The following is a 19,991-nucleotide window of genomic DNA, read 5'->3' as shown; positions in this document are numbered from 1 at the left end:
TTGCCAGCCAGGGATCCCAGCAGGTTCCTCAACCTGTATTGCAGGTGATCCAGACTCATATGAATCGGAACCGGTTCCGTGGTATTTGTTTGAACTGACCGCGCAGCGAGGTTCATTTCAGTTACCGGCATATTGCCGGAGCAGGGAAGCGCTGCCTGGCCCGATTCCTGCGCCCTGAGAAGGATGCGAATAAATAAATCCCCCACCGGGTTGATCCGGTGGGGGATTTTTTTGTGCCGTTTGTTTTTATTTTTGTTTGAGGGGCAGGCTGAGGGTGACGGTGGTGCCTTTCCCGGCCTCGCTATGAACATCGATATCGCCGCCATGATTTTTGATCACGCCCAACACCATCATCAATCCCAGTCCGGCGCGCTTGCTGGCTTTTTTGGTGGTGAAGAAGGGATCGAAAATGCGACCGCGGATTTCTTCCGGAATGCCGCAGCCGGTATCCTGAATATGGACTCGAACTTTGTCTTCCACCAGTTCTGTGGCAATGACGATTTTTCCGGACTGTCCGGAATTGGCTTCGAGGGCATTCTGAAAAACATGCTGCAAGGCGAGCTTCACCTGTGCGCGATTGCCTTCGATGGATTTCAGGTTGGGTGTCAGGTGTTCCTCGAACTGTATGGGAGGGTCGGTTTTGTTGTCTTCCAGGGTCGTGAACTCATGCAGCAGGGCGTGCAGGTCCACGGCTTCGGATTCATCGAGTTTGGGGATATCGCAGCGCTGCAACTGCTCGCTCAGATCCGCGACACGGCGGCACTCATTCAGGGCCACGGTCATCAGGCCTTTATGAATTTCCTCCATGGCTGCGCGATCACTCAACTGTTCCAGAATATTCTGAATGCCATGAATGGGATTGCTGATCTGGTTGGCGAGGCCGGTCATGGCCTGCGCGGCTGCGGAAGAGCGTTCCGACAGCACGTGCTTCTCGTGCTGAGCCGCCATGGATTGAAGGTAGTGGTCCAGGCGATCCTGAAACTCGGTGCGCATGCGTGCCAGTTCCGATTCCAGCCGTGTGCGCGGTGAGTTGTCGTTCAGGATGCCGCACACTCCGTACAACACGCCGGCAGAATTTCGCATGGGGTGTTTGATCACCGTATAGTTGTGAATGCCGTCATCGTGCAATATCGATTCATTGGACTCCACGTTCTGTCCCGTCTCCAGGGCCTGCCGGTCCGTGTTGACCAGAATGTCGGCGATGTCCGCGGGGAACACTTCGTGATCGGTTTTGCCCAGCAACTGGTTGCTGCGAATGTTGAATAGTTTTTGGAACGCGTTGTTGGCCAGCAGGTAGCGTCCTTCCATGTCTTTGATGTAAATCGGCAGTGCCGCCTGATTGAGAATGTCGCTCAGGTGGCGCTCACTTTCCTGAATGGTTTCTTCCGCTTTCAGTTGCGGGGTCATGTCACGAACGATATACAAACTCAATTTTTCATTTTGAATGACGAATGAGCTAGAGGTGACTTGTGCAGGGAAAACCGTGCCATCCTTTTTATTGAAGTGGCCGAGGTCGCTTTTCTTGCGGGGGCCCAGTCCGAGGGCGCCGCTTTGGCCGCCGCTTCGGGAGGTGGTGGATCCGTTGATAAAGAGATCGGTGTATTTGAGTTTCGGCAGTTCGTTCCGGTTGTATCCGAACAGTTTGGCCGATGCTTCGTTGCCCTCCAAAATGCGGTTGTCCGCAAGGTTGACCATGAAGATGGCATCGGTTTCCGCTTCCAGAAGTTTGCGGAATTTTTCTTCGTTTTCCCTGGAGGTGATCTCGAATTGTTTGCGCTTGCGGACATCGTGAATGATGCCGACAAACATGCGCCGGTAGCCCTGATAGATTTCACGGACCGCCACTTCGATGGGGAAAACGGTGCCGTCTTTGGCCTGCCCCGGAAATTCGCGCGGCTCCTTGCCGACGAGGTTGGCCTTGCCGGTCTGCATGTAACGGGACAGATAATTGCCATGCTCGCTGCGGTACGGCTCCGGCATCAACATGCTGATGTTGCGCCCGACGACCTCAGAGCTGGAATATCCGAACATGGTTTCCGCCGTGCTGTTGAAGGATTGAATGATGCCGCTTTCATCAATGGTGACGAACCCATCCACAGCCTGATCGATGATAGATGCAAGGAGTGCCTCGCGTTCCTTGATGTTGTTTTCGCGTTCCCGCATCTCATGAATGTCCTGGCCGATCGCGAGTATGGACCCTGGCGTTTTGGAGTCGTGTGATTCGCGGATCAAATTCCAGACCATGGTGTGCTTTGTGGAGTTATCGACCGGCGTGTCGGATTCGAATTGGAACACACTCTTTTCTTTGAGTTGATCCGCGGTTGTGGCGGCGAAACCTTTCCAATCCTTGTCCGGCATCACCTTTTCAAAAAAGTTCCGATTGCCTGCATTTTGCGGCGTCCAGCCGAGGGCCGTTTCCGCCGCCGGTCCAAATTCGGTGATTTCGAAATCCGCAGAGAGCGTCACCGAAATCAATCCGGATTTTTTCAGCATCGAATCGTAGTAATCCTTGAGGCTTTGCAGGGCTTCTTCCGCTTTGCGGTCATTGGAGATGTCGGCGATCACGCCAATCGCTTCATCCGAGGCGGTCCCGTTTGTAAACAAGGCCAGGCTGATGAGCCCCTTTTCACATTGTTCATGATTGCCGTTGCCAAAAGAAAGGGGCAGCAGCAGGTTCACCGCGCCGTTTTCTTTGAGGGGGTCGAGAACATCCCGTTGCAACTGAATGTCCTCATCTTTCGGAAACAAGAAGCTGATCGGTTGGCCCTGCGCGGCCTCCTGATAATAACCCGTCAAAGTCTGAGCGCCCTGATTCCAGGTCATGATGACGCCACGGGTGTTCATGGTGAACAGCGGCAGACCCACTTGATCCAAACGCTGGCTCTGGTATCTGAGCTCTTCAATGAGACGATCTTTTTCTTCGAGGTCGGTCATCATTTGCTGATTGGCAATTTCAAGGTTCTCCGTGTCATGCTGGAGTTCCTGATATTCCTGATTTTTTTGTTCGAATTGAGTCTGGATTTGTCGAAACTCTTCAATCTCCGTTTGCAGGACGGTGCGGGAGGCTTCCAGCACTTCAAAGTTTTCTTCGAGTTTCTCCATGTCCTTCCGCAGTTTGGACAGTTCGGTCTCGACCCAGTTTTTCGCCACATGGACCTCATCCAGTGTTTCCTGGAGTTGCTGCACTTCCAGATCTTTGGAATCGATCTGTGCTTGCAGTGTTTCAATTTCGTGAGGGGACGGGGCGTTGGTTTTAAACTCTGAAAACTGTTGCCTCAGTTCTTTCATTTCGGCATCTTTTTCTTCCAGTTCAGACTGGTACTGGCTCAGTTTCAGCGTAAGGATTTGAAGCTCCTCCTGCCGCTCGGCTTCCTGTTGTTCCTCCTGCGCCTTTTCTTCCTCTGTTTTCCCCCGGCTGCGCGTTTTCGATGCCTTGTAGCCCAATTCCATTTTGGAATTTTCCGCGGTTTCCATTTGCGCTTTCAATTCTTCGATTTCTGCTTCCTTGTCCGCCAATTTCTTTTCCAGAACATTGCGATCGATTTTTAATTTTTCTTCCAGTTTTTCCTTGGTTCGGGTGATGTTTTCAAGTTGGCCCTGGACTTTCTGAAGTTCGAGGGACTTGTTGGAAAGCTGCTTTTCCAGATTGGTGGCAAAGGCCGTCTTGTCGGCTGCGGAAGCAGGCTTGTCGGCCTGTCGCTTTTCCTGCAATTCTTTTTCCAGGGCTTGCTGGTTGCTTGCCAGTTGGGATTCCAACTGTTTTTTAGACTGAACTTCCTCTTCCAGTTTGGCCTGAATGGATTGGAGTTGTTCCTGGACCTCTTCATATTTCTGTTTCAGTCCACTCTGGTCCTCCGCCAGTTGTTCCTCCATACGCTGTTTCGTTTCTTTTTCTTTAGCCAGCAACTCGGTGAGTCGATCCAATTCTTCGGATTTTGTGTGCAGTTTGTTTTCCAGTTCGTTCTGGGCTGCGCGTAGCTGGGACTCGGCGGTGTTACTGTCTTCCAGTTTTGCTTCGAGGGTGGCGCGGGCCTTTTCCAGATTGGCAATCTGTTCCTTGAGGCCCTGTTCCAGCTTGCCGCCGGTTTCCTTAATATCGTTTTCCATTGCGGCGTCTTCGAAATCCAGTCCGAGGACATCGTCATCCAGATCGAAACCGAAGCCTTCAATGGATTCATCGTCCGGCTGGGAGGTGGAGAGGGGCTGATCCGAAATGATTTGGTCCGAGGTATGAAAAACGCGGGTCATCTGCCGGGCAAGCATCTTCAAGATCTCAATTTCATCCGAATCCCAAGCCTTGGGTTCGTTGATGGTTTCAAACCCAAGGCAACCAATGGGGCCGCCACTGGCGCCCAGCGGAGCCAGGACGATGGATTTGACTCCCTGCGAGTCGAGAAATTTCTTCTCTGCTGCGGCCTCCTTGGGCAGCGCCGCCACGTCGGGAATGTGCAGCACTTCCAGTTTCAATAGTTTTTTCTTCAGCCAGGGCAGGTCCGACAGGGAAATGGGATCGGAGTCGGGTTCCATGTGGGGTTCATCCGAGACCCAGATGTGGGAATTGGCCATGCTTTCCCTGCCGGGGGAAAGCATGTAAACGAAACCGTGGTCCACGCTGCACAGGCTACCGAAATCTTCCAGAGTCTGGCGGATTCTTTCATCCAGCTCTGCCTTGTTGGAAAAATCTTCCGGCGTCAGGGCAATCAAGGTTTTTTCCAGATTGAACCAGTACTTGAAGCGGGCCTTGGCATGCGCCGTTTTGATGGCTTCCTGATGGTATTTCTGTTTGTTATCTTCCAGTTCCTGCGTCAGTTTCTTCAGGGCGGGTTGGTATTTGTCCTTGAGGGCATTCAGCTCATGGATTGCCGTATTCTGCTGGGTGACATCCAATCCCGAAATGATGGTTCCATAAACCTGGTCGCGTTCGTCCACCAGGGGGGCGGCTTGCCATTCCACCCGGTGCTCCTGATTCGATTTATCGTGGACCGGAGTGCTGAAGGCCTTGAAGTTCCGCGACCGGTCGTTGACGAACGCGATGAATTCCCGCCGCAATGCATCCCGCTCTTTGCTTCGAATGAGAAACTGCATCCAGTCCTTGCCCAGCAAATCATCTTCCTTATAACCGAGTATTTTGAGGGCCTTTTTGTTGACCTGCATGATCTGGTTATTGGTATCCACGACGATGAGGATGGAACTGTCCACGTTGAAAAAAATCCGGGACAGCGTTTTTTCGCCAACCAGGCTTTCTTCCACGGATTTGAGCTCGTCGAGGAGTTTCCGGACTTTACTGAAAGGGATGGTGATGGATAAGGCCACGATCGCCAAGCAGGCAATCACGAACTCCCATCGCTGGAATGCAGATTGATCGACAGGTTGATTGAGTAACAACTCAAAGAAGATTTGCTTGAGTGCGTATTCCCAACCGACCAGAAGGACCAGTGCGACGATCAGGGTGACCCCGACCTGAGACGCAATGTGCTCATTCTTCTTCGACATGGAGATTTCCTTAAATTAAAGAACATTGGGCACTGGAAACAGGCAGGGTACAGCCATGCCGCCAATGGCCAAGGCACTCCTTAAGGCATTTCATATCCCCTCCTTCTTAAAATCAAGAAAGATGCCGAAAAGGAATTCTTCCCGTGAGGACGGTGGCGAGCCGCTCCACTTCGGGAAGGATTGCGTATTCAAATTTCACGATGGTCTGAGTATAGCTGATAAGACTTTAAAAAGCAAACAATTAGACTGTATTTGCAGGGGAAGCTGGCTGGGGGAGCCCGATCGATGGAGTGTTTGCAACGAATCCTGGGAAGCTTTTTTTAAAAGGGGTTAGAGGCTCCGGCCCTGACAGGGAAAAGGCACTTTATTTGGGTTTACCGATGTCTTGCTGCTGGAATAGGGGAAACGCTTGAGGAAAGTAGTGCTATTCAGGAGTGGAGGGAAGTACCCGGGGCTCGAGATGCGCATAAAAAACACTTTTTGGGCTGATCTTCAGGGTGAACTTTTCGCCGGCTTGGGCCAGTTCCAGATCATTCAGGGTGAATCGCCATTGAGCCACCTTGCCGGACCGATGCGGACCGCCTTCAATCAGGATGGCGGATCGATGAGGATTGTTGACCAGGCGGAAATCGATCGGCCCGTTTGGGCCTTCTTCGTAACGATAAATCCATGCATACAGGTGGCTGATGGTGCGGGGTCCATCGTTGCGAATTTTGAAGACAATTGAACTGCGGCTTTCCGCCAGTTGGTATTCTGTGTCGAAGGCGACCGGACCCTGCTCGACAAAGGTCCCCTCGCTATCGGACACCTGTGCGGGGGCGGCCCAGGGAACCAGCCAGAGCAGCATGGCTGCAAACAGGCAGAATGTTTTGAAATAGAGGCTGCTTTTTTTTGAGTTCACGGTCCGCACCGGTTTCGAAAAAAAAGTTGTTGCTGGGTTCACTTCCCTTACACTAATGATGTTAACGACATAAATACGACCAAATCAAGGAATTATGGAATCCGGAACGACAGAAAATCAGAAATATAAAGTCCTGTTTGTTGACACGGAAAAAAAAGTGCTGGCGTCGGCAAAAAAGATATTCAATCAGATGGGCTTCCAGGTGATTGCCTGCGATGGGGCCATGCGCGCTGCCGATGTTGTGGCCAACGATGGGCCGATTGCGGTGGTGTTCACCGATGAACGCATGAGCGGCATGCGCGGCACCGAACTGCTGGAGATCGTCAAACGGGTTTCCCCGAATACGGTGCGGGTATTGACCGCCGCTCAGGTGGAGGATCGCACGATTGAAGACATCATCAATAAGGGGGAGGTGTACCGGTTTGTCAGAAAGCCGATCGATTTCAATGTGGCCATCAAGGTGCTGAAGCAATGCATTCAACTTTATGAACAAAACCTGCGCAATGAACGCCTGGATCTGGCCCTGCAGGAAATGGAAGAAGAGAAGATGAAGCTGGGACGGGAAGCGACCGGGCTGAACGTCCGCATCGTCAAGCTCAAAAAATCGGCGCTTTACTGGTTTGCCGGCATCCTGGTTGTGATCGGGCTCGCATTGGGTTTCAATGTTTACAGAGAACACTTGCGCCAGCAGGATTTGCAGGCCTCGAGCAATAATATTGGAAGCTGGGTGGCCTATAAAAATCACACCGCCCTCGATACCGTCAACAACCTGATGTGGATGACGCGTGATTTCCGCATCATCGAGAAAAGATATCCTTCGTCCTGGCAGGAAGCCATGAACTGGGTGGAGAAGATGAATCAACGGCGCTACGCGGGATACTCCGACTGGCGCGTACCCACCGTGCAGGAATACAAAAGCACGTTCGATCCGGATCGCACCAAGCTGGCTTTTGACCGCAATCAGGAGTACCCGGTGGGGTATCCGAAAGCTTTTGACGAGGGGGGTGGCTATGGATTTTGGACCCGCGAGCGGGTCGGCGAAAAATCTGCCAAGTATTTCTTTTTCGTCGGTGGCTACGCCCAGACCGAAAACCTGAACTATGGCAGCCCCACCATGAGCATTCGCCTGGTGCGCGATGTCAAATAAACCGTTCCGTCCCTGGCTTCGCGGAAGCGTTCATATGCCGGTGTGTTCGGCGATCAAGGTTTCCCAGCGGGGACTTTCCACCAGTTTCCTGACACGCAACACCGCCTCCGGTTTGAAATCTTTTCGCTGACATAAAATGCCGTCCCGCTCGGGACGGTGGGCGGTGCGCGCACCGCGTTGCCAGCGGCGCACCACTTCCAGCATGCGCTCCACTCCCAGAACGAGGGTCTTGGCCATCAACGACTGCTCGTCGTCATCGATCTCGACCGTCACCGTACTTTGGTCAAGGATGGCTCCGGTATCGATGCCGGGGTTTATTTGCAGGATGGTTGCACCCAGGCAGTCCAGGCGCTCATCGTGAATCGGCCAGAAGTTGCAGGACGACCCGCGATACGCTTCGGTGAGGCCGACATGAAGGTTGAGGATGCGACCGGGAAACGCCTCCATGAGATCGCCTCCAATCAGGCCGCAATCGAATAACAGAATCAGGTCCGGATCGATGTCTTGCAATTGGTCGCGAAGCCGGTCCGAGTTCAGTTCGTCTGCGGACAGGTCTGCGTAAACGGGTGGGTTGACTCGGGGCAGGTCGCGGACGAAGGCAAACCTCTCTTCCTCGTGTTGTTCCCGGCGTTCAAAAAACCAGTGCCACGCCGCTTGTGCCTCTTTCGAAGCCGCGGGCGTTGGCGGATACTCCTTGGTTTCAAGCAAGACGAGATCGACCGCAAAATGCCGATTGATGTGGCGGACAAAGTATTCGTGCCGCAACTCGGGTCCCGTTATCAATACCAGTCTGGGAGGATGCATGCGCCCTGTAACGAGTGATGGGTTTGCGTTGCAAATTTTTGAAATTATAACAGAGGCGCTGCCGTTACCAAGGCCGGAATGGTACAATGCCCCCGGTTTTTCACGATCGTCTTTCCGAATCCGTGAACCGGAGCCAACCTGTTGCTGAACTTCATCTGGGTTTCATTTTTCTTCATTGCCTTCTTCGTGGCCCTGCTCAAGTGGCTGGTCTGGGGCCAGGGCGACGTTTTCGTGCAGATCATGGGCGCGACGTTCGAGATGTCGCGTGTGGCCTTCGAGATCGCGCTCGGCCTCGTCGGTATCATGAGTTTCTGGATGGGTATCATGCGTATTGGCGAACGGGGCAGCGTGCTCGACCTGTTTGTGCGATTTCTGCAACCTCTGCTGCGCAAGCTGTTTCCGGACATTCCGGAACGGCACCCCGCCTTCGGCGCGATGGTCATGAACTTTTCCGCCAACCTGCTGGGATTGGACAACGCCGCCACACCGCTGGGCCTCAAAGCCATGACCGAGTTGCAGACGCTGAATCCGGAAAAAGAATCCGCCACCAACGCGCAGACTTTATTTCTTGTCCTCAACACCTCGTCGCTGACCTTGTTTCCCGTCACGGTTTTCGTGTACCGGGCGCAGCAAGGGGCGGCGGACCCCACCGATGTGTTCATCCCCATTCTCATCGCCACCTTTTGTTCGACGCTGGTGGGATTGCTGGCGGTGGCGACGGTACAGCGCATCCGCCTGCAAGACCCGGTGGTGCTCGCGTATCTCGGCGGTCTGCTTGCGCTGGTCGGAGGACTGTTGCTGTACTTCGCGCAGTTGGACCAGGCAACGATGCAGGCGCACTCGGCCCGGCTCAGCAACTTGTTACTGTTCACGGTGATGGTCGCTTTCATGGCCGCCGCCGTGTGGCGCCGGCTCAACGTGTTCGATGAGTTCATCGACGGTGCGAAGGAAGGCTTTCAGGTCGCCATCAAAATCGTGCCGTACCTGGTTGCCATGCTGGTGGGCATCGCCGTGTTCCGCGCCAGCGGCGCGTTGGAGATGCTGCTGGATGGCGTGCGCTGGCTGGTATTGGGTGTGGGGGGTGACACGCGTTTCGTTGATGCGTTGCCGACGGCGTTCATGAAGCCATTGAGCGGCAGCGGCGCGCGCGGCATGATGGTCGAAACCATGCAGACGTTTGGAGCCGACTCCTTTGCCGGGCGGCTGGCCTCGGTATTGCAAGGCAGTACGGAAACCACGTTTTATGTGCTGGCGCTGTACTTCGGTTCGGCCGGCGTGCGCCACACCCGCCATGCCTTGCCCTGTGCCTTGCTGGCCGATGCCGGAGGCATTGTGGCTGCCATTGCCGTCAGCTACTGGTTCTTCGGTTGAGGTGGCCGGACTCTCACCGGGAATCATCCCACAGTTCAAAAAACAGGCGCAGCGCCGCGCCCATACGGTTCCGCAAAAACGCCAGCCGGTCGGGATCGACCGTCCGCGTGTCCGTATCGAACCACGGGTCCTTGAGATACAGTTTGCGGTTCATCTCGATCTGTATCCACGGCAGCGGACGGCCGCCGTAACGGCGGGTGATGTAGCCTCCGGCGAACGGCTGGTTCAGCGTGACTTCTTTTTCCTCCAACTCGAACACCCGGCAGAGGCTGGTGGCCAGCATCCGGGCGACGGCATCCGGGCAACTGTCGCCGAAGCGGTTACCGAGGCAGAACGTGGGGCGCGGTTGCCCTGCATCGTTCGCCACCGGCGGTGCGAACTCCGACATGGAGTGGCAGTCGAAGGCGATGCGCAGATCGTGGCGCAGCTTCACAACGCTTTCGATGAAGCTGTGAAACGGTTGGTGGTATTTGTGGATGAGATCGTCGGCCAGCGCGTCGTCCAGCGGCTGTTGCGGATCGTACACGGGCACGTTGAAACAGGTGTGGGTTTTAACGACGCCATCGGGATTGGTGGGAGGGCGGTCCTCCCGGCCGCGGTTGAGATCGACGACAGGCCGGGCGATGTCGGTGTCCTTCCACACCATCACCAGATCGGACAAGTCGTAGATGCCGCGGGTGCAGGCATCGATGTCGTCGAACACGTCCCGCTCACTGAGGATGAACCGTCCTGCGAGGAAACCGGGAACCTGCGTTCCTCCATGCGGTACGGTGATCAGGCAGGGCAGGGGCGCCATGGCGTCAATCGATCCCTGCGGCCGTGCCGTCGCGGCGGATTTCGGCAACGCCCTGGAACCCGTCCCGGGTCTGGGTTTTGACCACGGCGTGCACGGCCCCCAGGTAAAACGCATAGGGATCTTTCGGCGTCATTTTGTATCCGGCGTCTTTCAGATACCTGATGATGGTTTTCGGGAACCGTTCCTTTTCGTAACTGAGGATGCCGCCGAGCGTGCAATGCAGGCGCGGATGGATCATGGCTTCGTCGATCGGCATATTGCCGTCGATGATGTGCGAAAGGAACTGGCTCATGGTGGAGAAGATGCGATCGCTGCCCGGACTGCCTGCCACCATCCACGGTTGTTTTTTATAAAAAAGAATAACGGGCGCGATGGAACTCCACGGCACCGCACCGGGGCGCAGGTAGTAGGGATGGCTGGGGTCCTTCACTTCCAGCGCGCTCATGTAATTGTTATAGAGAAAACCCAGTCCATCGGCCGCCGCGTGCGATCCATAAACGCGTTCGATGGATTGCGTGATGCCGATGGCATTGCCGTCGCCATCCATCACCGAAAGATGCGTTGTGTCCTGACCCGATTGAAACGGCTCGACCAGCGGCAGGCTGGGATCGATGACATTGCGGATGGTCGAGGACAGGTAGCGCGCGTAGTCTTTGCTCAGGATGCGCTTGTCATCCGGCAGTTGCGGATAAATGTTCGGGTCGTACGGCCTCTCCTTGTGGTTCATCAACGCTTTGCGAAACGTTTCGGCGATGAAGTGATACGACTCCGGTGAGCGTTCCCGCAGAAATTTTGACGGCAGGTTGTTGAGCATCTGCAAAACCAGTAACAGCGTGCGTCCGGAAGTCGGCGGTGGACAGGTGTATATCTGGGTTTTGCGGTAACGGCGTTTGATCGGCCGCCGCTCGACCGGCCACGGGATGTACGCCAGGTCTTCCTTGCGCACAAACCCGTCGTGAGCGCGCATGTCGGCGTCGATCAACTCCGCGATCTCTCCCTGGTAAAACGAGTTGGGTCCGTTGTAAGAAAGATGTTCAAGCAGATTGGCCAGGTCCTTTTGCACGAACAGGTCGCCGGGTTGAAAGGGAGTGGCGCCGTCTTTCAAAAAATACCGGGCGCCCCAGCGGCAGATGTCTTTCTGAAAGATTTCGAGTTCGCGTTCCTGCAACTGGCTTTGCAGGGGCGTGATGCGGTAGCCTTCGCGGGCGATGCGGATGGCCGGGGCCAGCACCTGCCGCCAACTCATGCGGCCGTAACGAAAATTGAGGTAGCCGAGAAAAGCCACCGTACTGGGCACCGTGGTGGCGCGATGCCCGACCAGCAGGTCGTCGTCGGCATACTGATCGATGTGGGCGAGAGAGGGAGCGCGGCTGGAGCCATCGACATAAATGACTTTGTCGTTCAGGTACAGGATGCCGGAAGACTGGCCACCCAGGCCGCTGGCCTGCGGTTCGCACACGCCGAGAGCGAGCGCCGCAGCCACTGCGGCATCGACGGCATTGCCGCCTGCGCCGAGAATGTCCACGCCCGCCTGAGTGGCTTCCGGAAATGCAGTGGACACCATTCCCTTGCGGGCAATGGCGCTTTTCTTGTCCGCCCGGGACTCGAGTCGGGTTTCAATTTTATCGAGTTTCATTCCTTGAAGTCATTCGCAGCGAGGTAGATGAGGTAGGCAAGGAGAACCGAACGGTCGAGCAGACTGTCGCGGACCACATATTCGTTGCGGGTGCCCATACCGCCGGAGATCGGACCCATATTGCCGAGCACCGGTTTGTCCGGCGAGACATAGCACAGCGAGGTGGAAGCGGTGCCGTGTTGTTTCTGAATGCGGATTTCCAGATTTTTGGCGATTTTCTCGACGCTCTGATAAAACTTTCCGGTGGCTTCCGATTGCATCAACGGCAGCCGCAACAACGATCTCGAAATGTTGACCTTGATCGGATTGGTGGCGCTGACCTCGAAGGTTTTGTAGATCTGGTCCTTCAGTTGCTGGCTGAGGTCGGGCGAGCGGAACCGGATGCGGAAGGTGAGATTGGCAAAGTCCGGCGTCGCCTCATCCAGTCCCTGTGTGTTGACGGAGGTGATGGCCACTTCCACGCCGTCGTCCTTCGACGTCATTTTACGCAGGGCGCTGATCTTCTGCGTGAGAAAGGAGATCAGGTCCGTCTGTTCCGATTTCGTTTTCGATAATTTACTGGGCGCCCATTTGATTTCGACGTTGTACTTCATCACGCCGGAAAAAGAGGTGGTGGCTTCCCCGGAAAGCCCCGCGCCCTGCAATCCCAAAACGTATTTCGCTTTGTTTGACAAGTCTTCGATCAGGCTTTTGGAAGAACGCCCGCCAGCGGTTTCGTCGGAGATGAGCAGGATGCCGCATTTGACTTTTTTCAGCGATCGGGTGTAACGCAGCGCCTGGATGGCCCCGAACAGAATGGCGAGCCCTCCCTTGCCGTAATAGACGCCGGAGCCGTACAGCTTGCCCCGGTCTTCCTGGTAGGCGACGTAATCCTGATTGGGGATAGGATTGTCCAGCTGGCCGATCAACAGAATGTCGTTTTCATCATCGGTGTGGTTGGAAAAGTAGAGCACATTGCCGAACTCCGCCTTGGTGTGCACCTCGCGTTGGAATCCCATGCGGCCGAGCTGATTGGAAATCCATTTGCCGAGCGAATTGACGCCGTCGATATTGCGGGCATAGGAATTGATTTCGACCAGGTGCGCGAGGTAGTCTTCCATGGTGCCTATGTTTCCACGCAGGTAGCTGCGCAGGCGCACCGGCAGGGAGGTGGTCTGCCTTTTGATGAAGCTTTTGAAAAAGGGTTCCGGTTCCTGCACCTCATTCATTTCTTTTTCGCCGAAGTACCGTTCCACCGCCACATCGAGCATGCGGTTGATGAGAGATTCATACGTGTATCCCGCCACCTTGGCGGCATGGACGTAAGATCCGGTCAGCCCCAGGCTGGCCATGGAGTTGAGTTCCAGCACGTACAGGTTGCCTTTGTCGTCCATGCGGAAATCGGCGCGGCAGAAATCGAACAGGCCGAGCGCGCGGAAGGCGCCTTTGGTGAGTTCTCTGATTTTTTCCGCCGTGGCATCGTCGATCTTGGCCGGGCAGATCTTCTCCTTGGGTTTCTTCATTTTCTCGGTGTAAGTCTGAATGGCGTTGGGGTCGCCTTCCAAATCAAACTCGACGATGGGGAGGGCTTCCGGATCGCCGTTGCCCAGGAGGCCGACGGCGAACTCGCGTCCGGGGATGAATTCCTCGACCAGCACCTGCTGGTTGTATTCCTTGACCAGGGTCTTGACCGTTTCACGCAGGCGTTCGATGTCGTGCACCACCTCGATGCCCATCGACACCGCTTCCATTTTGGGTTTGACGATGACCGGAAAAGGGATGTCTGCCGGAATCTGATCCTCACTGAAGAACGACCAGTAGCGCGGAGTGGCCACGCCGTTGGCCTGAAACAGGACTTTGGAGGTGATCTTGTCGAGGGCGATGCCGTGCCCCGCCGGGCTGGAGCCGACATAAGCAATGCCCACCATTTCCAACAGTGCCGGCACGTGCGTGTAACGGCTCACGCCCTGGATGCCGTACGCCATGTTGAACACCATGCCGGGTTGTTCGCCGTGCATCACTTTCGGCATGAACTCGTTCAGCTTTTCGATCAAATGAATGTTGCCGTCGATCACGCGGACGTTGTGTCCGCCTTTTTCCAGGGAACTTGCCACGCGCTCAACGGTTTTCGGATTGTAAATTTCGCGATTCTGGGCACCGAATACGTTGATGACTTCGGACTGGTTCTTGTTGTAGATGACGGCGACCTTCATATCGAAATTCCTGAAAAAGTGATAATTTGGGCAAAACTTCCCAATTTCCCGGTTTCCAAGTATGATGGATATTGTACCGCTTTTCAGGGCGTTTTGTGAGGGTTGATTTGAAAATTCAATAAGGTGAGTGGGTTATGGATATCGTAAACGAATGGATGAGTCACAACCCGTGGGCGGTATGGCTGGAAGCCGCGATCTGGACCGTTTTGACTTTGGCGATTCTGGCGTTCGTACGCAGCCGGTTGCAGGCTCTATTTAAAAAACGATACAAAAATTCGAAGCTGTGGGGCGATCGCCTGGTGCAACGCCTGGCTGAAAAAACACACTGGCTGTTTTTACTGATCATCGCAGTCTATGTCGGCAGCCAGAAGCTGCCGCTGCCGGACGACACGATGGTGAAGTGGGGCCATGTCGTCTTTTTGATCATGCTCGCTTTGGTCGGCGTGTGGGGGCAGAATGCCATCCTGCTCTGGGCGGACCAGGCCTACCAGAAAAAGAAAGAGAAAGATGCGTCCTTTGCCACCGCGCTGGGCGTCATCAAGTTTCTGATCCTGCTTGTGTTTTATGCGCTGTTGATGCTGGTGGCGTTGGAAAACATGGGCGTGGACATCGCGGCGCTGGTGGCCGGGCTTGGTATCGGCGGCATCGCCATCGCGCTGGCGGTGCAGAAGATTCTGGGCGACCTGTTCGCGTCGCTCACCATCATCATGGACAAGCCGTTTGTCATTGGCGACTTCATCATCGCCGGCACGGACATGGGCACGGTCCAGCATATCGGCCTGAAATCCACTCAACTCAAGAGCATCAACGGCGAACGCCTGGTGGTGCCGAACTCCGACCTGCTGGACAGCCGCATCCGCAATTACCATAAGTTGCCCGAGCGCCGGCAGTTGTTTGCAATCGGTGTGGTGTACGACACCCCGGCGGAGAAACTCGAACGCATCCCCGGCATGATTCAGGAAATCATCGAGGCGCAGCCGGAGACGCGCGTGGACCGGGTTCACTTCAAGCAGTTTGGCCCGTACTCTCTGGATTTCGAGATCGTGTACTGGTTGCTAAAGGGCGAATACGATTTTCTGATGAACACGCAGCAGGCCATCAACCTTGCTTTATGCAGAAAATTTCAGGAAGAGGGCATCGAGTTTGCGTTTCCGACGCAGACCATCCTCATGGAGCAGGGGATGCAGCCCGGTTCCGGCCCGTCCCCGGTTTGACAGGTCCCGGAATTCCCCGTATGATCCCGTTCTGAAATTTTTGAATGAGGTTTTGTTTTCAGCATGTGGCTTGCGTTCCCCCCGACTCCTTTCAAACGTCCCGGACTTCCCGCTCTGATCCTGGCGCTGGCAATGGCTGTTTCCGGTTGTACCAGCCTGGGTGCCGACCGTCTTCAAGGAGAACGGTCCAATTACAATGTCGCCATCCAGCGCACCAACGATCAGCAGTTGCTGTTGAACCTGGTGCGGTTGAAGTACCGCGACACGCCGTATTTTCTGGAGGTCAGCAGTGTGGCGTCGCAGTTCACAATGACCACCAACGCCAACGCCAACGCCTCCGTCCCGGAAGCGGGCTTCTCTGTATTTGGATTCGGCGCTGGAGCGCAGATGCAGGACAAACCCACCATCACCTATTCTCCTCTTCAGGGCGACAAGTTCATCCAGCGCGTGCTGACGCCGATCACCATGCAGACCGTGACGCTGTTGTACCATTCCGGCTGGCGCGTGGACCGTCTGTTCCGCCTGTGCTTCCAACGCATGAACCGGCTGAAGAACGCCCCCGGCGCTTCCGGCCCGACTCCCAGCCGTCCTCCGGAATTTGAGACCTTCACCCGCGTGGTGTCGATCCTGCGTACCTTTCAGAAGGACGACCTGATGGAGTTGCAATACATCGAAGAAAATGAAGTGCCCATGATCGTCATCAAGCTCGATGAGGAAGTGCAGGGATCGGAGGATGCCCGCATGCTGTCGGAGCTTCTGGAAGTGGCGCCGATCAATGGAAATTATTATGTGAGCGCGGTGAACGATCCGCGTTTCATCCGCGTGCAGACGCGGTCTTTGCTGGGAGTCATGTACTACCTGTCGCAGGGCGTGGAAGTGCCGGAAGAACACGTCAACAAGGGCAAGGTGACGGTGACGCGTAATGAAGACGGCAGCCGCTTCGACTGGCAGCAATTGACGGGTACGCTGTTGCGGGTCCGCAACGGAGAGGATTATCAGTCGGATTCGTTCGCGGTGTCGATTTTGCACCGAAATACCTGGTTTTACATCGATGACTCCGACCTCAATTCGAAATCGACGTTCTCCCTGTTGTCGCAGATTTTTTCATTGCAGGCGGGCAAGGTGCCTTCCTCGGCTCCTCTGCTGACGTTGCCCATCGGGCAATAGGCGTCATTCCATCCCGTCGTCTTCGCTGTAACTGCGGTGCCAGGCTTCATACCCTCCCATCAGGCTGTGCACGTCGGCGAAACCTTGCTGACTGAAAAACATGGCCGCCTCGATGCTGGAGATGCCGTGGTAACAGCACACCACAAGGGTTTGGTCCTTGTCGAACTTCTCCATGCATTGCTCCACCGGGGTGCGGCTGAGGGGAACGGCGTTCGGCACGTGCCCGGCGTCATACGAGGCTTCATCGCGGATGTCGAGAACGTTGACGGGACCTGCGTCGAGCAGGTCGTGGAGTTGCTGGACACTCATTTGTTTGATCTGGGACATGGTACGCTCCGTTGAATGCGGTTTCATGGTTGGGATGGTGCAGCGGCCAAAAGGTTTTCAATTTTATGGGAAAACCGGGAAAGTCGCCCGCAGACGGGGTTAATTTGATAATGAGGCTCCCGATTTTCTGATAAGATTGGGGCAATTTTGGGAGCGTTTTCTGTACAGCTGGGCGGTTTTGTGCCGCCTTGGCATGCCATTCAAGTTTTATCCGGAGGACTGACTGTTATGGGCAATCAGCAACACATGGAGTTGATCAAAAAAGGCGTCGAAGGCTGGAATGCCTGGCGCGAGGCCAACATGGGCGAGGCGGTGGACCTGTCGGAGTTGGATCTGCGCGGCGCCAATCTGTCGAAGGCCAACCTGAAAGACGCCAACCTGCAGGGCGCGAAGCTTCAGTTCGCGAACTTAAGCGGCGCCAATCTCGAAAACGCCAACCTCAATCAGGCCCGCATGCAGGAAGTGAACCTGAACGGGGCGCAGTTGACGGGCGCACAGGCCAAGGGCTGCAACCTGATGGAAGCGTCCCTCATGCAGACCAACATGGAAAACGCCGATTTGCAGGGTTGCCAGTTCAACGAAGATGTCGAGTTCCATCAGGCCAACCTGAAAGGCACCAACCTGGTGGAGGCTTCCGGGTTGAGCATCGGGCAGATCAAATCCGCCAAGTACGACGCCCACACCAAACTCCCGGAATACCTCAGCGACGACACCGAGGATGAGGAGTTTTTAAATTCCATGCTGTGAGCATCCGTGTCGCATCCAATCATCCATTCGATATCCATGGCAGTTTATTTGAGGAGAGCATTATGAAAGCCAATGAAGGCGGTACGGTGTACCCACATAGTTTGCTGCGAACGGGCGGAGATGAATCTGACCTGAATTACATTTCCACGGGGATTTCCCGCCGCGACTGGCTGGCGGGCCTGGCCATGCAGGGACTGTTGGCTTCGGAAGGAATGGCCGCGGAAAAGGTGCGCATCACGGAACGCTCCTATGAGATTGCCGACATCATGATTGCCAATAGCCTGGAAGACAAAAAAGAGGAATGAAAGAAGACGGCCTGATAGCGGCCTGTATTTTTGGCGGCATAGGGGGGGAGGACGGCGGCTCGATTGGGCTGATGTGCCTACTGCCACGGACCGCTACCGATCCACACCCTCCCGCCGCTAGTAAATGTCTTCGCGGTCGTCCGGTTCCAGAAACTTCCACTTGATCTCCGGAAAGCGCTCGCCAATGCGGTCCTCGATCTGATTGAACGCTTCGATCAGGTCCGGTACCTTCTGAATCCTGCCGGGATGGATCTTGATGCTCAGCATCACTTCGTTGTCGCCGGTCTTGAGCGCGATGAAGTTCAGGATTTTCGAGCCGGGCAGGTATTCGCGGGTGATCGTTTCCACCTCGTGCCGGTAATCCTTGGCCGGGGCCTCGCCGATGATCAGGCTCTTCACCTCCACCGACAGCACCACCGCCAGAATCACCAAAAGCGCACCGATGAGGATCGATCCCAGCGCGTCCCACATGGGATCGTGCAATGCCCACGACAGGCCGATGCACACCGACGCCATGACGAGTCCCAGCAGGGCGCCCAAATCTTCCGTGAAAATCACCAGCAAACCCGCCCGCGTGGTGCGCCGGTACCAGTTCCAGATAGGCATGCCGGGGTCGCGCTTACGCACTTCTTTCAGACACGCGAGAAAGGAATACCCTTCCAGCACGATGCCGAAGATCAGGATGCCGAGAGCGAGGCCGGGATTGGTCATTTCATGCGGGTCGGCGATCTTGTGCGCGCCTTCGTAGATGGCGAACAACCCGCCCATCGAGAACAGCAAAATCGCCACCACGAACGACCAGAAAAACGACTCGCGGCCGTAGCCCAAAGGATGCGATGCCGATGGCCGTTTGCGCGAGCTCTTTTCACCGACTAAAAGTAAAACCTGGTTGGTGCAATCGACGACGCTGTGGATGCCTTCCGCCAGCAATGCCGCACTGCCGGAGATGGACGCGCCGACGAACTTGGCGATGGCGATGCCGAGGTTGGCACACAGGGCGATGAAAATGACTTTGGTCGAACCGCCAGATGAGGACATGACTCGTCAGGTAGAAGGGAAATTAAAAAAACTATGAAAAGGAAATGCGGTTTCGGTATCTGTGTCGGTGACGTAAAAAAAGAAAGGTTACGGGATTCCCCGTAACCCTTTATAAAAACTGGCCGGGGCGAGAGGATTTGAACCTCCGACCCCCTCAACCCCATTGAGGTGCGCTAGCCAGGCTGCGCTACGCCCCGACCTTAATCACTCGATTCGGTTCCGGCGGGCGGTGCGGACGTCTCGAATTCCGCCTGTTTTTGGGAATGCTTTCTTTGCAACGGGGACGCCCGGCGACCGGATTGTGATTTCAAAATAGTGGATGTCCCCAGATAAGTCAACACATTATCCCCCCGCCATGGGGCCGTGTCAGAATCGCTCCTACAATTTTGCTTGAAGCCCTCTGGTTCTGTGGTAGAATCCCTCAAACTTCGCAATTTCAATGGGCTTGGGGCCTTCCCCGGCCTTCTTAAGACAAAGGGGTGGGCATGAAAGTTCTCAAGGTTCGGGAGCAGGCGGCCTTCAAGGCTGAGAAGATGAACAAGGTCAGCCTGTTCGACACGGATCGGTTTTTCTGCGACGTCTATTGCCTGGAACCGGGCCAGGCGCAAAAAGTTCATGCGCACGAGGGCTCGGACAAGATATACTATGTTCTCGAAGGCAAGGGCATGGTGACGGTCGGCAGGGAGGAGAAGGAGATGTCGGCGGATGAGATCACCCTCGCCCCCTCGGGAGAGGAACACGGGGTCGTCAACCACACCGACCGGCGGTTGGTGATGCTGGTGTTCATGGCTCCGAAACCGCAATAACGAACCCACTCAAACCCGGCTTTGCGGCCTGCGTACGGGATGTTTTA

Annotated in this window: 15 protein-coding genes and 1 tRNA gene; 7 read left to right on the top strand and 9 right to left on the bottom strand. The window is 55.4% G+C overall.

All coding sequences use genetic code 11. From position 1 onward, the window contains the following. Nucleotides 1-246: 246 nt before the first annotated feature. Together QML71_RS08545 and QML71_RS08540 are read right to left on the bottom strand one after the other, a co-directional pair. On the bottom strand, nucleotides 247-5,493 hold the full coding sequence (locus QML71_RS08545; protein ID WP_282011505.1) for a PAS domain S-box protein: 5,247 nt from the start codon (nucleotides 5,491-5,493) through the stop codon (nucleotides 247-249). Between the two features lie 424 nt (nucleotides 5,494-5,917). Continuing rightward, nucleotides 5,918-6,394, bottom strand: a complete 477-nt coding sequence (locus QML71_RS08540) for a hypothetical protein (RefSeq protein ID WP_282011504.1) — start codon at nucleotides 6,392-6,394, stop codon at nucleotides 5,918-5,920. Between the two features lie 94 nt (nucleotides 6,395-6,488). Between QML71_RS08540 and QML71_RS08535 the strand changes: the two genes are divergently transcribed. Continuing rightward, on the top strand, nucleotides 6,489-7,541 hold the full coding sequence (locus tag QML71_RS08535) for an Lcl domain-containing protein (protein ID WP_282011503.1): 1,053 nt from the start codon (nucleotides 6,489-6,491) through the stop codon (nucleotides 7,539-7,541). A gap of 30 nt (nucleotides 7,542-7,571) precedes the next feature. On the opposite strand, the gene QML71_RS08530 is transcribed toward QML71_RS08535, so the two are convergent. After that, nucleotides 7,572-8,345: a formyltransferase family protein gene (locus tag QML71_RS08530; RefSeq protein WP_282011502.1), complete on the bottom strand. Its 774-nt coding sequence runs from the start codon at nucleotides 8,343-8,345 to the stop codon at nucleotides 7,572-7,574. Between the two features lie 141 nt (nucleotides 8,346-8,486). Here QML71_RS08530 and QML71_RS08525 point away from each other — a divergent pair, with 141 nt between their 5' ends. Next, complete coding sequence (locus tag QML71_RS08525) at nucleotides 8,487-9,716, top strand: spore maturation protein (protein WP_282011501.1); 1,230 nt, start codon at nucleotides 8,487-8,489, stop codon at nucleotides 9,714-9,716. Between the two features lie 13 nt (nucleotides 9,717-9,729). On the opposite strand, the gene QML71_RS08520 is transcribed toward QML71_RS08525, so the two are convergent. From QML71_RS08520 to QML71_RS08510, 3 genes are read right to left on the bottom strand one after another with little or no spacing between them, the layout of a single operon-like run. Next, complete coding sequence (locus tag QML71_RS08520; RefSeq protein WP_282011500.1) at nucleotides 9,730-10,560, bottom strand: N-formylglutamate amidohydrolase; 831 nt, start codon at nucleotides 10,558-10,560, stop codon at nucleotides 9,730-9,732. After that, entirely contained in the window at nucleotides 10,517-12,148 is a 1,632-nt protein-coding gene (gene ggt, locus QML71_RS08515) for a gamma-glutamyltransferase (RefSeq protein ID WP_282011499.1), read from the bottom strand. Before ggt ends, QML71_RS08520 begins: the two co-directional genes overlap by 44 nt. Further along, on the bottom strand, nucleotides 12,145-14,340 hold the full coding sequence (locus QML71_RS08510; protein WP_282011498.1) for a M20/M25/M40 family metallo-hydrolase: 2,196 nt from the start codon (nucleotides 14,338-14,340) through the stop codon (nucleotides 12,145-12,147). Before QML71_RS08510 ends, ggt begins: the two co-directional genes overlap by 4 nt. A 134-nt stretch (nucleotides 14,341-14,474) precedes the next feature. Here QML71_RS08510 and QML71_RS08505 point away from each other — a divergent pair, with 134 nt between their 5' ends. Beyond that, nucleotides 14,475-15,554: a mechanosensitive ion channel family protein gene (locus tag QML71_RS08505; protein WP_282011497.1), complete on the top strand. Its 1,080-nt coding sequence runs from the start codon at nucleotides 14,475-14,477 to the stop codon at nucleotides 15,552-15,554. 63 nt (nucleotides 15,555-15,617) lie between these two features. Beyond that, a complete protein-coding gene (locus QML71_RS08500; RefSeq protein ID WP_282011496.1) occupies nucleotides 15,618-16,721 on the top strand; it encodes a hypothetical protein in 1,104 nt (367 codons plus the stop codon). Between the two features lie 3 nt (nucleotides 16,722-16,724). Here the strand turns inward: QML71_RS08500 and QML71_RS08495 are convergent, their stop codons facing one another. After that, a complete protein-coding gene (locus tag QML71_RS08495) occupies nucleotides 16,725-17,048 on the bottom strand; it encodes a rhodanese-like domain-containing protein (protein ID WP_282011495.1) in 324 nt (107 codons plus the stop codon). Between the two features lie 228 nt (nucleotides 17,049-17,276). Between QML71_RS08495 and QML71_RS08490 the strand changes: the two genes are divergently transcribed. Both QML71_RS08490 and QML71_RS08485 read left to right on the top strand, forming a co-directional pair. Then, nucleotides 17,277-17,795, top strand: coding sequence for a pentapeptide repeat-containing protein (locus tag QML71_RS08490; protein ID WP_282011494.1), 519 nt, complete (start codon nucleotides 17,277-17,279; stop codon nucleotides 17,793-17,795). 62 nt (nucleotides 17,796-17,857) lie between these two features. Next, complete coding sequence (locus tag QML71_RS08485) at nucleotides 17,858-18,100, top strand: hypothetical protein (RefSeq protein WP_282011493.1); 243 nt, start codon at nucleotides 17,858-17,860, stop codon at nucleotides 18,098-18,100. 117 nt (nucleotides 18,101-18,217) lie between these two features. Here the strand turns inward: QML71_RS08485 and QML71_RS08480 are convergent, their stop codons facing one another. Together QML71_RS08480 and QML71_RS08475 are read right to left on the bottom strand one after the other, a co-directional pair. Continuing rightward, nucleotides 18,218-19,138, bottom strand: a complete 921-nt coding sequence (locus tag QML71_RS08480) for a cation diffusion facilitator family transporter (protein ID WP_282011492.1) — start codon at nucleotides 19,136-19,138, stop codon at nucleotides 18,218-18,220. Between the two features lie 119 nt (nucleotides 19,139-19,257). Next, nucleotides 19,258-19,335 (bottom strand) — tRNA-Pro (locus QML71_RS08475). 288 nt (nucleotides 19,336-19,623) lie between these two features. On the opposite strand from QML71_RS08475, the gene QML71_RS08470 reads away from it, so the two are divergent. Beyond that, nucleotides 19,624-19,944 (top strand): cupin domain-containing protein, encoded by a 321-nt coding sequence (locus QML71_RS08470; RefSeq protein WP_282011491.1) that lies wholly within the window; start codon nucleotides 19,624-19,626, stop codon nucleotides 19,942-19,944. The last annotated feature ends 47 nt before the right edge of the window (nucleotides 19,945-19,991 follow it).

Origin of the sequence: Nitrospina watsonii (assembly GCF_946900835.1) — a bacterium.
GTDB lineage: Bacteria > Nitrospinota > Nitrospinia > Nitrospinales > Nitrospinaceae > Nitrospina > Nitrospina watsonii.
This window is presented reverse-complemented; position numbering and strand designations above follow the sequence as displayed.

What these genes read in the sequence shown, in the direction of transcription:
- QML71_RS08545 (WP_282011505.1), bottom strand. Translation starts at nt 5,493, where the DNA reads ATGTCGAAGAAGAATGAGCACATTGCGTCTCAGGTCGGGGTCACCCTG.
- QML71_RS08535 (WP_282011503.1), top strand. Translation starts at nt 6,489, where the DNA reads ATGGAATCCGGAACGACAGAAAATCAGAAATATAAAGTCCTGTTTGTT.
- QML71_RS08530 (WP_282011502.1), bottom strand. Translation starts at nt 8,345, where the DNA reads ATGCATCCTCCCAGACTGGTATTGATAACGGGACCCGAGTTGCGGCAC.
- ggt (WP_282011499.1), bottom strand. Translation starts at nt 12,148, where the DNA reads ATGAAACTCGATAAAATTGAAACCCGACTCGAGTCCCGGGCGGACAAG.
- QML71_RS08510 (WP_282011498.1), bottom strand. Translation starts at nt 14,340, where the DNA reads ATGAAGGTCGCCGTCATCTACAACAAGAACCAGTCCGAAGTCATCAAC.
- QML71_RS08505 (WP_282011497.1), top strand. Translation starts at nt 14,475, where the DNA reads ATGGATATCGTAAACGAATGGATGAGTCACAACCCGTGGGCGGTATGG.
- QML71_RS08500 (WP_282011496.1), top strand. Translation starts at nt 15,618, where the DNA reads ATGTGGCTTGCGTTCCCCCCGACTCCTTTCAAACGTCCCGGACTTCCC.
- QML71_RS08495 (WP_282011495.1), bottom strand. Translation starts at nt 17,048, where the DNA reads ATGTCCCAGATCAAACAAATGAGTGTCCAGCAACTCCACGACCTGCTC.
- QML71_RS08490 (WP_282011494.1), top strand. Translation starts at nt 17,277, where the DNA reads ATGGGCAATCAGCAACACATGGAGTTGATCAAAAAAGGCGTCGAAGGC.
- QML71_RS08485 (WP_282011493.1), top strand. Translation starts at nt 17,858, where the DNA reads ATGAAAGCCAATGAAGGCGGTACGGTGTACCCACATAGTTTGCTGCGA.
- QML71_RS08480 (WP_282011492.1), bottom strand. Translation starts at nt 19,138, where the DNA reads ATGTCCTCATCTGGCGGTTCGACCAAAGTCATTTTCATCGCCCTGTGT.
- QML71_RS08470 (WP_282011491.1), top strand. Translation starts at nt 19,624, where the DNA reads ATGAAAGTTCTCAAGGTTCGGGAGCAGGCGGCCTTCAAGGCTGAGAAG.